This is a genomic window from Martinezella sp. CNPSo 3964 (assembly GCF_057784375.1).
Window position 1 is genome coordinate 265,898 of the sequence record NZ_JBXSOW010000006.1, and the last position, 18,897, is coordinate 284,794.

An 18,897-nucleotide genomic window follows, 5' to 3' on the forward strand; every position below is an offset into this window, starting at 1 on the left:
TTTCCCTCAAAGCTTGGCGTGAACGAGCTGCTGCGTGTAGGCATGCTGCGGGTCCTGGAAGATCTGGTCGGCGAGACCCTGTTCCACGACCTTGCCGCGCCGCATGACCATAACCCGGTCTGCCATCGTGCGGATGACGCCGAGATCGTGCGAGACCAGAACCATGGTGATGGAACGCTCGCGCTGCAGCCGCTTCAGTGTGTCGAGCACCAGGGCCTGAACGCTGACGTCGAGGCCCGTCGTCGGTTCATCGAGCAGCAGGACGGCGGGCTCGAGCGCGATCGCCTTGGCAAGCTGCACGCGCTGCTGCATACCGCCGGAAAGCTCGTTCGGGCGGGCGTCCATGCGCTCGATCGGAAATTCCGATGCGTCGAGCGACTGACGTGCCCGTTCGCGCAGCTCGGCGAAATTGCGGTTGCCGGCAATCAGCAGGCGTTCGGCGACGTTGCCGCTGCTGGTGTGGTTCATCAACAGGCCGAGATGCGGATTCTGGTAGACGATGCCGATATGATGCGCCCTCAGCATCCGCCGCTCGAAGCGGTCGAGCGTAAAGAGGTTGCGGCCCTCATGCCCGGGAAGCGCAAGACTGTAGGTGCCGATATCCGGCGTATCCTCAAGGTTCATCATCCGGAGAAGCGTCGATTTGCCGGAGCCGGATTCGCCGACGATGCCGAGGACTTCGCCAGGATAGACTGTTACGTCGACGCCACCAAGAGCAGTGACGTCGCCATAGTTGCGCGCAATGTCGCGCATGGTCAGGATCGGTTCCGCCATCATCAGCCGCGGCGGCTGGCGGGTCAGCTCCGCCGATTGAGTGGGATCAAGCGCGGCCATCAGTCCATCCTTCCATTCTTGTACCAGGTCTCGCCGATCTCGACCGCCTCTGCTTCCGACTTGCGGATGTGCTTCACGCCGAAATGGCTGTCGGACAGTTCGTATTGCGAGGAGCCATCCTCCTGCGGCAGCTCGTTCATGAAGAAACCGGTGACGTTGCTGCGGTAGCAGGTCTTGTCGTGATGATCCTCGACCCGGTAGGGCACATCGTCGAAGACGAGCGGTTCGACGCGCGTGTAGGGCGGCACGGCGAAGATGCGCTTCTCGCGGCCGGCGGACAGGATTGTCAGGTGATCGGCCTGATTGAGCTTCGGCACGTCCCAGCGCGGGATCGGCGAGGGCGTCATCACGTGGCGGCCGTTGACCATGCTCGGATAGCTCGATCCCTGCATGATCCGTCCCGATTTGACGAGCTGCTCGTAGAGCACGAGCCACAGCTGACCGTAATCGGCATCGCCGTGCATTTCGCGTGCGACGGACATATCCGGCTGGACAGGACGCAGCGGCTCGGGGTTCGGAACTTGGAGCACCAGGACTTGGTCCTCGCGCAGCTTTTCCTCCGGAATGCGGTGGCGGGACTGGATGATGGTCGCGGCCATCGTGTCTTCAGTTTCCACCGCGCCGCCGACGCGAGCGACGAATTTGCGGATGCTGCTGGCGTTGACGGAATCATCCGATCCCTGGTCGATGACCTTTACGACGGATGTGGGCTTCAGCAGCGTCAGCGTCACCTGCAGACCACCCGTTCCCCAGCCGCGGGCGATCGGCACTTCGCGGCTGGCATAGGGCACCTGGTAGCCGGGAACGGCGATCGCCTTCAGAATGCGACGGCGCATTTCGCGCTTGGCGGATTCGTCGAGAAAGCCGTAGTTGAAAGCCATCCAGGGCTTGGTCAATTCCTGCAGTTTCATAGCGCGACCTCTTCCTGTTGCGGGGCAAGCTTCTCGGCATCGGCAGGTTTTGCAGCGGCCTCGCTCTTATCCGCCTTGACGCGGCGCAGCGCATCGAGGCTCGACTGGAACGTGACGTAATGCGGAAGCTTGAAGTGGATGCAGAAGCCGGAGCTTTCGACCGGTTCGGTGTGATAGAGAACGAATTCCTCATTGGCGGCCGGATGCGGATTCGGTTGACTGGAGGCGAGATCGAGCGTTGCCGCCGCGATCACCTTCACCTCGTTCCAGCCAAAGGTCGCCGAGAAGCCCAGTTGCAATTCCTTGGCCTTGGAGATGACTTCGGTCTGGCTGACACGGACGCGACCGGCGCTGAAGATCGTGCCGGAGGGATGGCGCAGGCGAACCGGGGCGTAGGCCAGACGCAGTTCGTTGACCGTCGGATGCACGGCGCTATAGCCGCGCATCGTCGCATATCCGAGCGCCAGTGTGCCGCCGGTGTCGGCGCGGGCTAGGCTCTGCAGCTTGTGGGCGCGCGCGGCTGGAAAGAGCAGCGGCTCGCGCGTCAGATCGGGGATTTCCTCTGGTGCGACCGTCTCGACCGGGTGATCCGGAATAAGCCCCTGCGCCTTCTGCCAGCTGGTCAGCGACGGTTGCATCGCCGGTGCGGGCTTGGCGGCCGGGATGACCGGCTCTGGCACATAATCCTCGCCTTGCAGGACATCGACCTGGAGCAAACGATGGGAGTAATCGAGTGTCGGCCCCAGTATCTGGCCGCCCGGAATGTCCTTGAAGGCGGCGGAGATGCGGCGAACGGTGAAAAGATCCGGTTGGTCGACGGGTTCAGCGACGGCAATGCGGGGCTGGGTCGTGCGGTAGGCGCGCAGTAGGAGGATCGCCTCATAGAGATCGCCACCGGCCTGGGCGAGCGCCAGGGCGGCAAGATCCGGCTCGTAAAGCGATGCCTCGCCCATCAGCCGGTCGATGAGATAGGGAAGACCGGTCCGCACGGCCTCGACGCGTTCACGTGTGATCGGGCCGAGATCGGCGCGGAACAGCCGTTCCGCCTGTTCGATAGCGTATTCGCCGCCGCGGGTTGCCACATAGGCCATCAGAGCACCTCGATTTTCGTGGAACGGGGAATGCCGAGCAGGCGCTTGCCGTCGACGAGATAGAGATCCCAGCCGAGCGGATAGCGGATTGCCCTGGCGCGCATGTGCCAGAAGGCAGGATCGATGCAGCCGATGGAGATCGTCACGCTGTCCTTGATGCCGGGGCCGGTGAGGCGCAATTGCTGCCCGGAACCAAACTGTGCGGAAGCAAACAGCGTCGCGGCGTCATCCGGGTAAAGGAGGCTGCCGATGCGCAGTCTCGACAAGGCCTCGACGTTTTCGGCGGCATTGATGGCGGCAAAGACATAGTCCGCATCGGCAAGCGGCATCCGCCTTGCCCCGGTTGTGGCCATCTTCAGGTCCAGGGACGGATCGTTTGCCACATGGAAGCTGCATTCGCGATCGAGCAGGCTTTCGGCAAGCGGCCAGAAGCCTTCGACAGGCAGTTCACGCGGCTCTCCGGGGCGGCTCAGCGCCCACATGAGTTCCTCGAACGTGGCGTTGGTGCGGGTGTCGTCCGGAGTGGGCAAGAGATTGTTGGCCATGGTCAGAATGTCTCCATCTGCACGCGGGTCGCTTCGACTTTCTGCAGAAGCTTTCGATCCTCTTCCTCCTGATGACGCCGTTCGGCATTCAGGAGTTCAAGGATCAGATCGGCCTGATGACCGGCGGCGATAGCCGCATCGATAACAGCCATTCCCATGGCATGTTCGAGATCCCGGCCGACGACCGCGCCATAGCCTTCAACGGCACGGTCCGGTACGCGGATATGGGCTTCGGACACCAGGACTTCGCCGAGATGGAACGCGGTACCGCGAACGGTGTCGACGAGCGGCAGCATGGCAAGGCCGGTGCGGTTGACGACCACGTCGACCTCACCGAGTGTGTCGAGCACTTTCTCGGCGACCGCCTTGATGTTCGCCGGCCGGCCGGCGGCAAGAATTTCCAGCGCTTGGGCATGGGTATGGGATGCGCTGACCGGACTGCCAGTCTTCTCCTCAGTCATCATCTTTTCCTCGGGCATTTGGGGATCGTCAAACAAAGGCGAGGGCTCGCCGGAAACATTCGAATAATTACTATAATCATCCGAATGAATTGTCTACGACGTTTTATCTTCCAAGGTGAGATTTCTGAGGCTGTGCGAGACCTTTTAGTCGCCGCGCCGGCGCAGCCAATCCGCCGTTATCCGGCTGGCGTCCTGCGCGGCTGCCGCGGGAGCCTTTCCTTCCAGCAATGCAAACAGGAAGGAGCCAGCAAAGCGATCGCCAGCGCCAATCGTGTTTGTCGTATCGACACGATCCGCTGGCGCGACCTCAACGGTCTGCGAACCGTCAAACAGCGTGATCGGGCGCGTGCCGTCGGTAAGCACGAGCATCTTCAGGCGCGGACCGGCGATCTGGCCGGCGCGTTGCCAGGCAAGAGCGAGGTCGTCCGGAACATCGTCGCGCGAGGAGATGACGTAATCCGACGGGCGAGGCGTTGCCGGCCGCAGCGGAAATTGCGTGAGGACGAGCGGCTGGGCGCCAATCTGTTCGACGAGGTTCTCTTCGAGGGCGAGCGCATTGATATAGACGCCCGCGCCGGCAAGCTTGCCAGCGGCCACCAGCGGTTGCGATCGGCCGGCAGGCGCGATGATCGTCCGTTCGCCGTTCGGCTCCAGGAAAATTTCGAGCGGCGCCGTCTCTCCCGGTAACATTGCGATGTGTTCGACATCGAAGTCGTTGGCGGCGAGCGATTTGAGCGCCGCTTGTCCCTGTTCGTCCTGCATCAGCCACGAGACGATGGCGACATCGGCGCCGAGTTCCAGCAGCTGCTGCCCGGTGTAGAAAGCACCGCCGCCGAGCCGGGTTGTTTGGGATGAAAACTGTATCCGCCCACCCGGGATGAGCGGAGCGTCCAATTGCCATATGCGATCGTGATTGACCGATCCGATTACGATAATGCGGGGCATGCTTTGCCTATCTGTCGTCAATGCCTGGTGCGAGCGCGTCCACGATGAAACGCTGTGCCAGCAGGAAGATCAAGAGAACGGGAATGATCGACAACAGGCTTGTCGCCATCAACGGCCCCCAGGCTCGTTCGGCGCCTTCGAGATCGGCAAAGACGGCAATGCCGGTCGTGAGCGTCTTCTTGAATGCGTCGTCCAGCACGAGTTGGCCCCAGAGATAGATGTTCCAAGCGCCCATGAAGGAAATCACAGAAAGGGCCGCGATCGCAGGAATGACGTTCGGAACACCGATCTCGATGAATTGCCGCCACAACCCGCTTCCGTCCATGCGCGCTGCCTCGAATATCGAAGCGGGAAGCGACCGGAAGGCCTGGCGCATATAGAAGACGTAGAAGCCGATATAGGGGATCGACGGGATGATCATCGCGCCGTAGGTGTCGACGGCCTGGAGCTTTACGACCGCGATATAGGTGGGGATGATCGCAAGCACATTCGGGAACGACATGGTGGCGATGACGAACCAGAAGAGCACCTGCTTTCCCTTGAACTCCAGCCGCCCGAAGGCAAAGCCCGCCGGGACCGAAAGAGCAAGCTTTCCAACCGTGATGAGAGTTGCGGTCAGCATGGAATTCCACAGCCACATCCAGATCGGATGCCGGCTTGCGGCGATGGTGAAATTCGACAGCGTCGGATGATCTGGCCAAAGGCGCACGGCCTTGGCCATGATCATGTCATTGGGCGTGAAGGCCGCGGACACCATCCAGACCAGTGGAAAAACGGTGACGATGCAGATTGCCATGAGCACGATATGAAGCAGCAATCTGTGCAGTCTGTGGACGATGCCGCTCATCTATAGTGTACCCGCTTCTCGCTGACGCGGAACTGCAGCCATGTGATGGCGAGCACCAGCACAATGATGATGACGGCAACGGCGCTGGCCGGACCGAACTGGAAGAACAGCAGGCCCTGCTGCCACAGGAAATAGAGGAGGCTCGAGCTTCTGCCGGCGGGTCCGCCGTGTGTCAGCACGTCGATGACGCCGACGATGTCGTCAAGTACATGGAAGAAGGTCGTGACGCTGATGAAGAAGGCAGTCGGCGTCATCAGCGGCAGGCTGATGTTGAAGAAATGCCGTGTCGAGCCCGCGCCATCGAGTTGTGACGCTTCACGCAGTTGATGCGGCAGGTTTGCGAGCGCCGCCAGCCAGAGCAGCATGTTGAGGCCGAAGGTCTTCCAGAAGGTGACGAGGCTGACGCAGAGAAGCGCAAGGTTCGGATCCGTATGCCAGCGCGACGGCGGGAAGCCCAAATGGCCGAGCACCTCGTTGAAGAGGCCGTTGACCGGATTGAACAGCCAGGACCAGGCAACACCCGCAACCGAATAGGCGACGATCGTCGGCAGGAACAGGCTGCCGCGATAAAGTCCCCGCAGCGGATTCTTGCGCACCGCGTGCAGCATGACGGCAAAGATCAGCGGAATGACGATCTCGGCGGGGATCAGGACGGCACAGTAAAGCAGCGTATTCCATGCCGCCATGCGGAAATCAGGATTGTCGAAGACGGACGCGTAGTTGTCGACGCCGACGAAGCGGATGTCGGCCGACAGCAAATTCCAGTCGACCACCGATAGCAGCATCGACGCGATCAGCGGGCCGTATAGGAATATCGCAACGGAAAGAACGGCTGGCCCCACGAATAGATAGGGGGCCAGCGATCGAAAACGAAATGGCATGATGCGGAGCCTATGCCGAAATCAGTCCGGTAAGCTCGTCATGAGCGCCCTTGATGCCGTCGGCAACCGTCGTTTCCTTGAGCAGCATGCGCGAAACCCACTTGCGCCACACGGCTTGGCCTTCGAGGCCACGCTTGCCCGGCCAGATCGTTTCCGCGGTCAGGCCATCGGTCAGCTGGGCAGCGGCCGGCTTCATGAACTCGTTGATGAGCGGGATGTCATGCTTCGAGGTGTTGAGGTACCCGGTCTGAGACCAGAGCGCCTGGCCTTCCTTCGATGCACAGAATTCAAGGAAGGCAAGCGAAGCTTCCGCCTGTTCCTTGTTGCGCGTGTAGACGGCGAGGAAATTGCCGCCGCTGTTCATCTTGCGCGGATGTCCCGACAGGCCTGGGAACTTGGTCGTGACGGCCTTTGCCGCGCCGAAGGGGAAGGTGACGGCGGCAGTCGAGCTGGTCGTGCAGATGGCAAGGGCGCCGGCCTGGAACGCGGCGGTCTGCTCCTTGTCGCTGACGGGCAGCCAGAGGCCTTCATGGGCCGGTGCGCAATATTCGGTCATGCCGGCGATTGCTTCGGGGCTGTTGAGCGCCAGCTTGCCATCGGGATCGATGATGAAGCCGCCGGCATTCTGGATGAAGGACTGGCTCGTCCATTCGTTGTTGGAAAGAGAGATCGGGGAGCGGTAGGTGGGGTGCTTGCCCTTGAGGGATGCATCGAGCTTGCGCGCGGTCTCGTAAAGCCACTTCGTATCAGGTGTCTCCGGCAGATTTGGATCGAGGCCGGCAGCTTTCCACATGTCGCTGTTGATATAGGTGATCGGGGTCGACATGGCCCAGGGAAGGCCGATGACGGCGCCGTCGATGGTGACCAGCGGCAGAACCGACGAACGGAAATTGGCAAGGATCGCTTCGGCTTTCGCCGCATTGATCTCGCGCAGGTCGCGCGCGCCGAGCGTGCGTTTGGCGAAATAGCCGAACTTCCAGCCGGTGACCATCATGGCCGGCGGGCGGCCCGCGGCAACGCTTGCGACGGCCTTGGCCGTCACCGCCTCATAGTCGCCGTCGAAACGATTGGTGACCGTGACGCCCAGCTGCTTGGCGTTGAATGCATCGACGACCTTCTGGAAGGGCTTGTCGGAGCCCCAGGTGCTCGAAATTTCGATGGCCGCATCGGCGGACCGGGCCTTGCCGATCATAGCCATTGATGTGCCGATGACTGCGGTCGTACCCGCGATAAATTGACGACGATTAAGCCCTACCATCTTATCCTCAATATCCGAATGATTAATAAAACATTCGGATATTTACCTAACGATAGCGAGTGACATCCATATGAAGGGGAATGTGGCTAAGCACCAAGGTCCGATGGCGAAATTGACTTAAGTCGTTGTTTACTAGATTTCCGATATTCGGCAGAGATTGAAAATCGATGCTGTAGCCGATATATGACATTCGAATGACATGGTTGAATTCGGAAGGCAGGCATGGAGAAGAAATTGCTGCACGGGCAATGGCAACAGGTCGAAAGCGATATTGCTGAAGATATCCTGACCGGCCGCCTGTCACCAAAGACACAGCTTCCGACGGAATCCGACCTGATGGAACGTTTTGGTGTCGGACGGCACACCATACGGCGGGCCATTTCCCGCCTCGAAAGCCGAGGACTCGTGCTGGTCGAGCAGGGGCGCGGAACCTTTGTGCGGGATAGTCGCCTCGATTACCGCTTGTCCGAACGTACGCGCTTCTCGCAAAATCTGCTCGATCAGGGCAGGGAACCGCTCGGCCAAGCCATCCACGAAGAAGTTGTTCCGGCCTCGGAACTGATCGCCGAAGCTTTGCGGCTTCCCCTAGGCGAGCCGGTCTACCATATCGTGAGGCGAGGCTTCGCCGACGAGGAGCCGATCAACTATTCGCATGCCTATTACCCCGTGCGTCGTTTTCCGGGCTTCGACGAGGCGCGGCGCAGCGGGAGAAGCGTGACCGTCATTCTGGCCGAATACGGCATCCCCGACTATATCCGCCTGCGCACCGATATCATCGTTCGTCTGCCGACGAGTGAGGAGGCGAAGCAACTCTGCCAGTCCATGTCTCAGCCGGTGGCTGTGTCGAGAAAGGTGGACGTCGATCTCAAGGGCACCCCGATCTCCTATTCGGAATCTGTATGGCCGGGTGAGCGCATACAATTCTCGATCGACAATACCAGCCAGCTTCTGGACGTGCTTGCGCGCGGCGAAGTGGGCTGACCAGATCGGTTCTGCGCGATTGGCCTCTTCAGAGCCCGAATGACGCGTCTGCTGCGATATGCTAATGTTGCGGTCTATCAGGCGTGCAGCGGGTGATGGTGATGTTGGAGGCAGACAAGGTATTCGCTGGCTCAATCCCGGAAAACTACGACCGCCACATGGTGCCGTTGATTTTCGAGCCTTACGCAGCAGATATTGCACGGCGAGCCGCGTCCTTGCGGCCTGGCGCGGTGTTGGAAATTGCCGCGGGGACCGGCGTTGTCACCCGAGCCTTGGCGCCGAAACTAACCGCCGATGCAAGCTATGTCGTCACCGACCTCAACCAGCCGATGCTCGATTACGCCGCTTCGCGGCAAGCTCCGGACAGCCGCATCACTTGGCAGCAAGCGGATGCCATGGCGCTGCCGTTCGAAAATTCATCCTTTGACCTCGTCTTTTGCCAGTTCGGCGCGATGTTCTTTCCTGATCGCATCTCGGCCTATCGCGAAGCAAAGCGCGTTCTGAAGCGCGGCGGACATTTCCTGTTCAACGTCTGGGACCGCATCGAAGAGAATATATTCGCGGATGATGTGACGAACGCACTTGCCAGGATTTTTCCGAACGATCCGCCGCGCTTTCTCGCGCGCACTCCGCATGGTTACCACGATGTGGACCGGATTCGCGGCGACCTCGAAGCTGCAGGTTTCTCCGAAATTGTGATCGAAACGAGAGCCGAACAAAGCCGGGCATCCTCACCGCGCCTTCCAGCCGTCGCCTATTGTCAGGGAACTCTGCTTCGCACCGAAATCGAGGCCAGAGAAGCGGGGAAGCTTGAGGCGGCAACCGACCATGCCGCCGCCGCGATCGAAGCCAGGCATGGTACCGGCGAAGTTGCTGCCAAAATTCAGGCGCATATCATACTGGCGACGGCTTATCCTGCCTAGGCTCAGGACTCGTTAACTCATAGCCAGAAGATGACGGCTGCTGCGATGCATATGGCTGAAAAGAAGGTATGGGCACACCGATCGTAACGGGTTGCGATGCGTCGCCAGTCCTTGAGTTTGGCGAAGAGATTCTCGACCTTGTGCCGTTTCTTGTATAGCCCCTTGTTGTAGGGATACGGGACCTTCCTGCTTCGGCTGGATGGAATGCAGGGTTCGATGCCCTTTGCCTGTAAGGCCTCCCGGAACGCGTTGCTGTCATAGCCTCGGTCAGCAATCAGTGTTTTGGCAGGTGGCAAGGCTTCCAGGACAAGGCGAGCACCCTTATGGTCGCTCATCTGGCCTTCGCTGAGCAGCATGATGATGGGGCGTCCTTCGCCATCGCAGACGGTGTGCAGTTTGGAGTTCAGTCCGCCTTTGGTTCGCCCGATACGACGGGGAACATCCCCCTTTTGAGCAGGCTTGCGGCCGTGCGATGTGCCTTCAGATGTGTGGCGTCGATCATGATGCGCTCGGGCCTTGGCCCTTCACCGGAAAGCGCCGCGAAAATGCGATCGAACACACCAAGACGGCTCCAACGGATGAAGCGGTTATAGAGTGTTTTGTGCGGCCCGTACTCCTTTGGCGCATCCTTCCATTGCAGCCCATGCTTGATGACGTAGACAATGCCGCTGATGACACGGCGATCATCGACACGTGGAACACCATGGGCCAAGGGAAAACACGGCTCGATCCGAGACATCTGGCGCTCGCTCAGCAGAAACAAATCACTCATCACGGTCTCCTTCTGGAAACCGTGAGAATCATATCTCAATCCAATTTAATAGGTCCTGACCCTAGTGCATGAAAGATTAACTGAAGAATAACTATAATTTAAAGCAGGGCTGCCAACTTATGCCCGGGGCGACGAGTTGTTATATTGTGTTGGATACCAAATGGAAATCCAAGGCAATATTTACTGAGCTTTCCGGTGAGGTTTTATAGGGAAATACTTGAGGGGCGAGATGCGGGCAGCGATGCCGGCAAATCCACTCATATGCTCCTGAACCTGCAGGTGCTGCGCGCGCTCGCAGCCTCGTCCGTGGTCATCGCCCACGCCTTGCATGAAACAGAGATGCTGGCTGCAGCGACAGGACGTGCGGCGGTCGATGGCTCCGCTTGGAATCTCGGTTTCGGCGTCGACATATTCTTCGTTCTTTCCGGCTTCATCATGACCCATACGGCGGCGTCTGAGTTCGGCAAGAGCGGCGCTTCGCTCCGCTTCTTCCTGCGGCGCTGCGCCCGCGTCGTCCCGCTTTACTGGCTGTTGACGAGCATCATGCTGCTTGGCGCGCTCGCGGCACCCTCGCTGCTCGCCGTTCCCGTCGGCTCCATATCCCATGTTCTCGCATCTTATTTCTTCATTCCGTCCGGGCGTGGTGTGGATGAGGTCAGGCCGGTGCTCGCGCTCGGCTGGACACTGAACTACGAGATGCTGTTCTACGTGTTCTTCGCACTGGCGCTCCTTTTGCCGATAAGGCTGGGGATCGTCTGGCTGTCTGTGCTTATGGTCGGCATGGCACTCGTCGGAAATCTCGTCGATCAGAGCCATGTCCAGATAGCCTTCTGGACGAGCCCGATCATTCTGGAGTTCCTGTTCGGCGTCTATGTCGCGCTGATCTTCCGCAGCGGTGTAAGGATCGGCAAGGGAATTGCGTTCGGGCTCGTGGCCATAGGGCTTCTTGGCTTCGTTCATATCTCTACACCTTGGAACGATGCAGCCTTACCGCGATTTCTGCGGAGCGGTTTGCCTGCGGCTCTCTTCGTTCTTGCGGCCGCAATCGGTCCCGTCTTGCCGCACAGGAGGCCCATCCTCTGGGGTGCGGCCTTGGGCGATGCCTCCTATAGCCTCTACCTCGCCCATCCTTTTATCCTGCGGCCCATGCGAGCCCTCTGGGCGAAAGTGATCGGCGGAGCTCTTCCGCTCGGCCTGTTCGTTGTCTTCTCGACGCTTGCTGCTGCCCTGCTCGCCCTGGCGCTCTTCAGAGGTGTCGAGAAGCCGCTTACGCGCCGCGTACAGGGTGTCGTGCTCGGTTCGGCACGACGGAAGCGGAGATCGGCCGGGGTGCTCCCGGCGGCGGATACCGAGAGTGCCTGACGCCTTCAGACGGCTCGTTTCTCGCGGAGATAATCGGCATGGTTCAACGCGGCCGAGGCGATCGCGTCGAGCTGGCTCGCGGCGCGGATCAATGTGTGGCGGGTCGAGATGTCGGACCTGTTGATCCGGTAGGAAAGATGGCGGGCGGCTGCGCGCGAGACTTTTGCGAGGCGCGCCGGATCACCGCGGCCAAGCTGACGCAGCACGACTTTCAGCGGTTTGGCGAGACGAGGATGTTCCCTTGCCAATTCGGACAGCGTGATCGCAGCTTCGCCGATCGTGAGCGCAGCAAGCATTCCCCTTAGGTCGTCTTCCGCCTGTTTCTCGGGAACGCCGGCGTTGGTTGCGGCCTGTCCACCCAGGCGGTCGACGGTTTTGCTCAGCCAGTGTTCTCTCGTCCAGCGGGCAGGCGTCTTACCGATATCTGCGAGATCGCGCCGTGTTGCGCGCTGCAGGCGCAACCTCTTTGCCTTGGGGTTGGAGGGAAAGAGCAGCGTGAAGACAAGCACGCCCGCACCGACACCCAGCAGCAACGCCAGGGCGCCGTTCAGGAAGGATGCGGCATCGACGCGGCTCGTATTATCCGGGCTGATCAGATCGAGAAACAGGAAGGCAAAGCTCGTTGCCAGGGCCGCGGTGCGGGCATTGCGCATGGCAAGCCCCGTTGCAAACATGATGATGCCGATGACGACGGCCAGTTCGGTAAAGTCCGACAGCATCGGCAGGATGGCGAAATTACAGATCGCTGCCGCAAGTACTGCGACAAGGCCGCCCTTGAGGAAACCCATCCCGCCGATCACCGGATTGGGTCGAGTGGCAAACAGCGCGCAGATGACACCGAGGATGACAATAAAGCTCGGGCCGGCCGGCCAGGCGGTTGCGATCCAGAACCACGATCCGACGATGATCGCGACGAAGGTACGAAGACCGTTTTGAACAGCGTCGCGATGATCGACATGGAAGGAGAGTTTGAGCCGTGAGGATGGCGCCTTCTCGTCCGAAAACAGAGCCTGGCGCATCAGCGCGTCGTGTGCAGCTTCGAGCAGCCTGTCGAGATGGTCGAGGATCGGAAGCCGGGGCGGGATGTTATGGCCGCGGTCGGCGGCTGTCGTAGACAATGCAGCCCGAACATCTACCCGCAATGCAGCAATGGCGGTGGGGTCGACGGGTGACGCGGAGCCGATGGCGTCGAGCGCGACGGCTGTTTTCTCGACGAGAGGTTCATCGAGATCCGGCCGCGCTGCGAGATGCTCGCGCAGAGATTGGGCAACCGCCATCTGGGTGAGCATTGCGACTGAGGCACCGCGCAAATGACCAAAACCGCTGCGCACGGAACTTGAGCTTGCCGCCGCATATTCGGCGGCGACATCCAGTTCCAGCGCGCCTGTCAAAAGTCGCTGGAACCCAGAAGTGTTGGCTTGACCGCGCAATGCGCGGGCGCAGAGATCGGCGACCTGGCGGAGATATGTCGCCAGACGGTTCCGGGTCTCCTGCAGCGGAGCGCCGGGTGCGAAGATGGTGGTGAAAACAGCTTCCGTCATGATCCCGAGGGCGATGTAGATCACCCGCGCCACCGCAATGTCGAAGACCTCCACTGGCGAGCTGATGGAATCGAAGGCGATGATGGCGGCGGTGTATCCGGCAAGCACGGCACCGTAAGAGCGAAAATTGCGCAAGCCTGTGGCAAGCGCCGTGCAGAGCCCAAGCCATAGGGCGAGTATGAGAATGAACAGTTCCGGCACCTGCGCGAAGAGCGCCACCATCGTTACTGCGGCGACAGCGCCGATGATCGTTCCCAATATTCTGTATTGGCCTTTTGAAAGGCTCATGCCGCGGCTTGATTGAGCAACGATCCAGACCGTCATCGGTGCCCATTTCGGATCGTCGAGATTGAGCAGGAAGGCTATATAGAGCGCCACGAGCGACGCCGCCGTCGTCCGCAGTGCGAAACCCATTGCCGACCACGTCAACCACGGCGGCAGCGCAAGCCTACGCGCCATCGGGCCGAATAGTCTTGCTGAGTTAAGAGATGCCTCGGTCATGCGCGTAGCGATAACTGTATGGACGAATAAAGATAATGGCGTAAATTCGAGACATATTATTGCTGGAAACGGTAGAATATGGTCATGGACCTCGAGAGCATTCGGATTTTTCTGCGGGTTGCGGAACGCGGCAGTTTCACGGCCGCCGCCACACAATTGCGGCTGCCTTTGACGAGCGTCAGCCGCCGTCTAAAACAGCTCGAGGATGATCTCGGCGTTCAATTGCTCTACCGTACGACCCGACGCGTATCGGTCACGGATGCCGGGCGCGACTATTACGAGCGCTGCATCAGGGCCGAAGAGATCCTGGAGGAGGCGGACCAGACAGCACGCGCGGTGCGCATCGAGCCGCAGGGAATGCTACGCGTCCTTATGCCTTATACGCTTGGTCTGAGCGTGGTGGAGCCGAGGCTGGGCGAGTTCCGTCGGAATTATCAGAAGGTGCAGCTGGCTCTCACCTACGACAATTATCCTCTTGATCTGATCGAGCACGGTTTCGACGTTGCGCTGCGAACGGGACCGCTTTCCGATTCCGGCTATTCTGCGCGCATACTTGGACGGTCTCGCGCCCATCTTGCCGCAAGCCCCGCCTATCTCGACAGATTCGGTCGACCGGAGCGTCCAGAGGATCTGAGAGACCATGCCATCATGATCATGGGCGCCGGCACATCTTTGGCGACGGTGCGATTGCTCGACGAGGCAAGCAATGTAGCCGAGGTCGTCGTCAAGCCGATCCTGATGTCGAACGAGGTAACGACCATCATCCGTCAGGCCGTGGCCGGTGCAGGCATAGCGTTGATATCGCCCCAGCTCGCTGCGCAGCACTTTGCGCGCGGCGAGCTCGAGGCGGTTCTTCCGCAATGGCAGCGTGCCGATGATATCGAGCTCAATGCGCTCTTTCCACGACGCGCCACCACGGATCGCAAGGTGCGCAGCTTTGTCGATTTCCTCGCCGAAGTATTCAGGGACTGGCGGGTATAGTGGCTGCTCAATCGGCCCATTCCGGATCGGTCGTAAACGCGATCGTCAGCCACCGGTCCGGGCCTTCGCCGCCGATCGCTTCGCCGATCTCGTCACGGATATGATCCCATTCCTCCAGCTTCTTCGCCGGCCCGTCCGGCGGAACAATGAAGTAGAGCTCGATCTGCTTGCCGCGGCCGACCCGTGCGACATAGGAGCGGTAGGACAAGAAATTGTAACGACGAACGATGTCCGTCGCGACGCGATCGACATGTTCTCGGAGATCCGCAGGTGTCACGAGCAGGATATCGGCGAATGCCCGCTTGATCGTTCCGATCGGCATGGGAATGACGATGAGGCAGACCAGAGCCAGCGCGACCGGATCGACATAGGGCGATATCCATTGCAGGTTCGTTCCCTGAATGAAAAAGCCGAAGATAAAGGCGAGTAGCAGCGCCCCACTCAGGCAGCCCGTCATCACCCAGGCCTTGGCATCCAGCGCAATGAAACTGGATTTCAGCGTCTCGTTCGCCCGCCTGCCATAGGCCGCCATCAGGAAGGCGATAACCATGGTCAGCACTGCGTAGATGATGGCCTGGTCGAAAGAGAGATGCCGGCCGCCGGCCATGATGCTGCCGATGGCGTTGATCAGGGCATAGATCGCAGCGCCCGTCAGAAGCACGCCATTGAGGCCAAGCACCATGGGCTCCAGGTGCCAGAAGCCCATTGTGAAATGCTTGGCGAATTTGCCGGCGGGTGTGGTATTCGTCGCGGAGGATATGATCAGATTGGAGACGATCAGCGCAACGATCGTCATGCTCGCATCCGTGAGTGCGTAGACGCCGTCGAAGACGATCGCATAGGAGCCGGAGAGAAGGCCGAAGGCAATGCCGGCGACGGCGAGAACGAACGTCACGATGATGGAAATGCGCAGGACGCTTTGTTCGGTCGTCATTTTTCAATCCCCGGCTAGAGACGTGGCATACGCTTCGGATGGCTGCCCACACCTCTTAACGCGTCGCGTGCACTGAGCCAATCGGTGCGAACCATGTCAGTTGGGCCGATATACTGGGGGAAGCCGAAGGGTATCGACCCGTCAGACTCCTGTGAGCCTCGCGTTCTGCCCCTGTCGCCTGAACTCGCTTGGCGGGACACCGACCAGCTTCTTGAAGTCGCGGGCAAAGTGAAAGGGGTCGGGATAGCCGCATCTGGCGGCTATCCGGCCGATCTGTTCGTCCGTCACGACCAGCAGCGGCTTTGCGGCGTTTACGCGCTCATGACGCAGCCAATCGAGAGGTGTCGTTCCCATTCTCTGGCGGAAGCGGCGGAACAATTGCGCCTGGCTCAGATTGGCGGTAACGGCGAGCTCCCCCACCGTCCAGGGGTGTGTCAGGTCGGTGCGGACAAGTTCCATGACCCGCTGTAATCGCTGGAGGGCGCCGCCAAGCTCGCCGTTTTCTGCACGCTCGGATACCAGGGCTGAAATCAGCTGCGCCAGCAGGGCAAAGCATCTGTTGTCTGCAAGGAAGCTGCCCGTTTCGACCTCCCGCAGGATGCCTTCGAACAGCGTCCCCACATCGCGCGGGCTTGCCGTGTCGAAGACCGGGTTTCCAATCACGCCGAGGCTGTCGAACAGGGTATCGAGCCCATATCCGACGAATCCCAACCATAGATAGGACCAATGTGAATGGCGCGGCTCGCAGCGATGCGAATAGAGCATCGAGGAATCCAGCCAGGCGATCGTTCCTTCGCGCAGAATGCTCGAAAGTCCGTTGACCTGCAGCAGGCCTTGTCCGCCAAGGGTCAGGATCAGGGTGTGCTGGTTGAAACGATGGGCAATCGGCGGTTCCGCAGGCGAGCAGACCCGCCGGCCCGCAGCGAGCAGCGAGTAGGGGAAGGCGCGGGACAACCGACCCGGGGTCTGGAAGAAGACCTCGTCGAGGGGGCGGGTTTCATGTGAAGTCATATCGTCGGTCATGGCGGACCGATCCTATTTAAGTATGAGAGTTTTATCCATATGGCTGCGGTTCGCATCCATGTCTTTTCATCCCGCGTCGCTGTATCCTAAGGCGATAAACCAGAATGGACAAAGGTCCTGATCATGCCGACTGCAACCCCAGCATTTGATCCGCTCTCGCAAGCGTTCACGGACGATCCCTATGCCTCTTACCGTGAGCTGCGCGCCAGCCCCGGTCCGGTCTATTACAAGCATTTCGACATATGGCTGCTGTCGCGTTATCAGGATGTGGCCGCCGCCGCCGCCGACAAGACGCTCGTGCGCTCGCTCGAATTCTTTCTTTCTCCGGAGGAGATCCAGGAGCAGAAGGTTCGGCAGAACTGGCACGATATGCCGAACCATTCGCGCTTCGTGCAATTCAGCCTCCTGGATTCCGATGGCGAGACGCATGACCGGCTGCGGCGCAAGGTCTTTCGTGAATTTACGCCAGCCCTCGTCGCGCGCCAACGTGGCATGATCCAGGATTTCGTCGACCGTCTGCTCGACCGTCTCCTTCAAGCAGGCACGATCGACTTCGTCGAGGATCTTGCCTCGCAGGTTCCGGGCCACATCATCGGCTCGGTTCTGGGTGTGCCGGAAGAATATGCGGGACAGCTGCGCAAGTGGTCGGAAGAGGTCGTGCAATATTTTGATGTCGATCGCAGCGAGGAGCGCAAGGCGACCGCCGAACGCGCAACGACCGAATTCTACGAACTCCTTAAGGAGCTCATCGCCGAGCGCATGCGCACTCCGCGCGACGATCTTCTCTGTCGGCTGACTGAAGCGCATATCGCCGGTGAGCTGACGGAAGACGAACTCGTTTCCACTTGCATGCTGATCCTGATGGCCGGACACGGCTCGACGATCGATGTGCTGGGCAGCGGAATGCATGCTCTGTTGCAACATCCTGGCGCCCTGAACAAGCTGCGCAAAACGCCGGCCGTGATGTCCACCGCCATCCAGGAGATGTTCCGCTTCGAATCGCCCTTGCCATTCTTCCATCGCTATCTGACGGAGGACAAGACGATTGCCGGCGAGCCGCTGCCAAGAGGCACGAAGGTCGGCCTGCTCTATGGTGCGGCCAATCGCGATCCCGAGCAATTCGAGGCGCCGGATGAGTTTAATGTCGAGCGCACTCCCAACCGCCATCTGGCCTTCGGCGGCGGTGCGCATTTCTGTCTTGGCAATCACCTTGCCCGGCTGGACATGGAGATCATTTTTTCGACGCTCCTGCAGCGCACCCGCGCGATCGAGCTGTTGGACGACAATCCGGCCTATAAGCGCGGGCTCTCCGTGCGCGGTCCGAAACGCCTCGATATCCGTCTCGTTGCTGCCTGAGCGGGTCTGCTGAAAATATGGAGAATATCATGTGTGAAATCGTGTTCATCGATTCCGCCGGTCGCGAGACCCGCGTTAAGGCGCAGGAAGGCGAGACCCTGATGGCCGTCGCCGTCCGCTGTGGAATCGATGGCATCGTGGCACAATGCGGCGGCGCCTTGGCCTGCGGCACCTGTCATTGCTATATCGAGCAACCCCATCTCGATCTTCTGCCGCCGCCTTCAGAAGAAGAGGCTACGATGATCGAATTCGTGATGGAGCCGACGCCGAACAGCCGCTTGAGCTGTCAGATCCTCGCGAGCGGCGTCACCAACGGCATGCGCGTCGTCGTGCCGGATAGTCAGCACTAGAGCATGTCGGCGAGATGCGTCGCAGCTTTGCGATGATCATATGAATAAAATCAATGTTTTAAAGCGCATGGAGCGGAACTGAAGATCGCGACATGTGCTAGCGCCTAAGGAATCCGACAACGGGCCGCTGGATCGCGTGGACCGATCTCGATTTACTGTCGGCATATCATCCCATATTTCCGGGTTTCAGCCGCCCCGATGAAAAGGAGGCGGCTTTTTGTGGCCCCGCAAGATGGGGAGGCGCCGGACCTGATATATTATTCATGAGTATTGCGGTATAGATTTTTAGCGCTTATAGGTTGCGCCCCGCGATTCCGAGCAGTTTCCAGTTTCCGTCAGTCCGCCGCACCATACGTTGGTGCGAGCCGTAGTTTTGTTACCTCACAACTCAGGTTGCTTT

At 60.0% G+C, this 18,897-nt stretch carries 19 protein-coding genes; 6 read left to right on the plus strand and 13 right to left on the minus strand.

The genetic code is table 11. The features are described from left to right. Positions 1 to 6 precede the first annotated feature (6 nt). From AC13Q5_RS20305 to AC13Q5_RS20345, 9 genes are all read right to left on the minus strand, one after another. Complete coding sequence (locus AC13Q5_RS20305) at positions 7 to 834, minus strand: ATP-binding cassette domain-containing protein (RefSeq protein WP_075852997.1); 828 nt, start codon at positions 832 to 834, stop codon at positions 7 to 9. Then, complete coding sequence (locus AC13Q5_RS20310; RefSeq protein ID WP_075852998.1) at positions 834 to 1,745, minus strand: alpha-D-ribose 1-methylphosphonate 5-phosphate C-P-lyase PhnJ; 912 nt, start codon at positions 1,743 to 1,745, stop codon at positions 834 to 836. The genes AC13Q5_RS20305 and AC13Q5_RS20310 overlap by 1 nt, the downstream gene beginning before the upstream one ends. Continuing rightward, the gene (locus AC13Q5_RS20315; protein WP_075852999.1) at positions 1,742 to 2,836 is read right to left on the minus strand and encodes a carbon-phosphorus lyase complex subunit PhnI; all 1,095 of its coding nucleotides are present in this window, start codon (positions 2,834 to 2,836) and stop codon (positions 1,742 to 1,744) included. Before AC13Q5_RS20315 ends, AC13Q5_RS20310 begins: the two co-directional genes overlap by 4 nt. Then, positions 2,836 to 3,381 carry a phosphonate C-P lyase system protein PhnH gene (gene phnH, locus AC13Q5_RS20320; protein ID WP_075853000.1) on the minus strand — a complete coding sequence of 182 codons (546 nt, stop codon included), beginning with the start codon at positions 3,379 to 3,381 and terminating at the stop codon, positions 2,836 to 2,838. Before phnH ends, AC13Q5_RS20315 begins: the two co-directional genes overlap by 1 nt. Positions 3,382 to 3,383: 2 nt before the next feature. Continuing rightward, positions 3,384 to 3,842: a phosphonate C-P lyase system protein PhnG gene (gene phnG / locus AC13Q5_RS20325; RefSeq protein ID WP_075853001.1), complete on the minus strand. Its 459-nt coding sequence runs from the start codon at positions 3,840 to 3,842 to the stop codon at positions 3,384 to 3,386. A gap of 144 nt (positions 3,843 to 3,986) precedes the next feature. After that, positions 3,987 to 4,787, minus strand: a complete 801-nt coding sequence (locus AC13Q5_RS20330; protein ID WP_488502937.1) for a PfkB family carbohydrate kinase — start codon at positions 4,785 to 4,787, stop codon at positions 3,987 to 3,989. Between the two features lie 7 nt (positions 4,788 to 4,794). Continuing rightward, the gene (locus tag AC13Q5_RS20335; RefSeq protein WP_457881298.1) at positions 4,795 to 5,634 is read right to left on the minus strand and encodes a carbohydrate ABC transporter permease; all 840 of its coding nucleotides are present in this window, start codon (positions 5,632 to 5,634) and stop codon (positions 4,795 to 4,797) included. Then, entirely contained in the window at positions 5,631 to 6,515 is an 885-nt protein-coding gene (locus tag AC13Q5_RS20340; RefSeq protein ID WP_488502938.1) for a carbohydrate ABC transporter permease, read from the minus strand. Before AC13Q5_RS20340 ends, AC13Q5_RS20335 begins: the two co-directional genes overlap by 4 nt. Before the next feature lie 10 nt (positions 6,516 to 6,525). After that, positions 6,526 to 7,773: an extracellular solute-binding protein gene (locus tag AC13Q5_RS20345; protein ID WP_488502939.1), complete on the minus strand. Its 1,248-nt coding sequence runs from the start codon at positions 7,771 to 7,773 to the stop codon at positions 6,526 to 6,528. A gap of 222 nt (positions 7,774 to 7,995) precedes the next feature. On the opposite strand from AC13Q5_RS20345, the gene phnF reads away from it, so the two are divergent. Next, positions 7,996 to 8,754: a phosphonate metabolism transcriptional regulator PhnF gene (phnF, locus tag AC13Q5_RS20350; protein ID WP_075853006.1), complete on the plus strand. Its 759-nt coding sequence runs from the start codon at positions 7,996 to 7,998 to the stop codon at positions 8,752 to 8,754. Positions 8,755 to 8,855: 101 nt separating this feature from the next. After that, positions 8,856 to 9,677 carry a class I SAM-dependent methyltransferase gene (locus AC13Q5_RS20355; RefSeq protein WP_488502940.1) on the plus strand — a complete coding sequence of 274 codons (822 nt, stop codon included), beginning with the start codon at positions 8,856 to 8,858 and terminating at the stop codon, positions 9,675 to 9,677. Between the two features lie 17 nt (positions 9,678 to 9,694). Here the strand turns inward: AC13Q5_RS20355 and AC13Q5_RS20360 are convergent. Next, positions 9,695 to 10,449 (minus strand): IS5 family transposase gene (locus AC13Q5_RS20360; RefSeq protein WP_488502941.1). Its coding sequence is split into 2 segments (ribosomal slippage): positions 9,695 to 10,116 and positions 10,116 to 10,449, totalling 756 coding nucleotides; the frame shifts between segments, so codons are not numbered across the junction. 195 nt (positions 10,450 to 10,644) lie between these two features. On the opposite strand from AC13Q5_RS20360, the gene AC13Q5_RS20365 reads away from it, so the two are divergent. Beyond that, positions 10,645 to 11,811, plus strand: coding sequence for an acyltransferase family protein (locus AC13Q5_RS20365; RefSeq protein WP_488502942.1), 1,167 nt, complete (start codon positions 10,645 to 10,647; stop codon positions 11,809 to 11,811). A gap of 5 nt (positions 11,812 to 11,816) precedes the next feature. On the opposite strand, the gene AC13Q5_RS20370 is transcribed toward AC13Q5_RS20365, so the two are convergent. Beyond that, positions 11,817 to 13,766, minus strand: coding sequence for an FUSC family protein (locus AC13Q5_RS20370; protein ID WP_488502943.1), 1,950 nt, complete (start codon positions 13,764 to 13,766; stop codon positions 11,817 to 11,819). 171 nt (positions 13,767 to 13,937) lie between these two features. Here AC13Q5_RS20370 and AC13Q5_RS20375 point away from each other — a divergent pair, with 171 nt between their 5' ends. Then, positions 13,938 to 14,834, plus strand: a complete 897-nt coding sequence (locus tag AC13Q5_RS20375; RefSeq protein ID WP_075853267.1) for a LysR family transcriptional regulator — start codon at positions 13,938 to 13,940, stop codon at positions 14,832 to 14,834. A 7-nt stretch (positions 14,835 to 14,841) separates the two neighbouring features. Here the strand turns inward: AC13Q5_RS20375 and AC13Q5_RS20380 are convergent, their stop codons facing one another. Beyond that, positions 14,842 to 15,768: a cation diffusion facilitator family transporter gene (locus AC13Q5_RS20380; protein ID WP_488502944.1), complete on the minus strand. Its 927-nt coding sequence runs from the start codon at positions 15,766 to 15,768 to the stop codon at positions 14,842 to 14,844. Between the two features lie 141 nt (positions 15,769 to 15,909). Continuing rightward, positions 15,910 to 16,791, minus strand: coding sequence for a helix-turn-helix domain-containing protein (locus AC13Q5_RS20385; protein WP_488502945.1), 882 nt, complete (start codon positions 16,789 to 16,791; stop codon positions 15,910 to 15,912). Positions 16,792 to 16,914: 123 nt separating this feature from the next. Here AC13Q5_RS20385 and AC13Q5_RS20390 point away from each other — a divergent pair, with 123 nt between their 5' ends. Next, positions 16,915 to 18,147: a cytochrome P450 gene (locus tag AC13Q5_RS20390; RefSeq protein WP_488502946.1), complete on the plus strand. Its 1,233-nt coding sequence runs from the start codon at positions 16,915 to 16,917 to the stop codon at positions 18,145 to 18,147. Between the two features lie 29 nt (positions 18,148 to 18,176). Further along, on the plus strand, positions 18,177 to 18,497 hold the full coding sequence (locus tag AC13Q5_RS20395) for a 2Fe-2S iron-sulfur cluster-binding protein (RefSeq protein WP_075853010.1): 321 nt from the start codon (positions 18,177 to 18,179) through the stop codon (positions 18,495 to 18,497). The last annotated feature ends 400 nt before the right edge of the window (positions 18,498 to 18,897 follow it).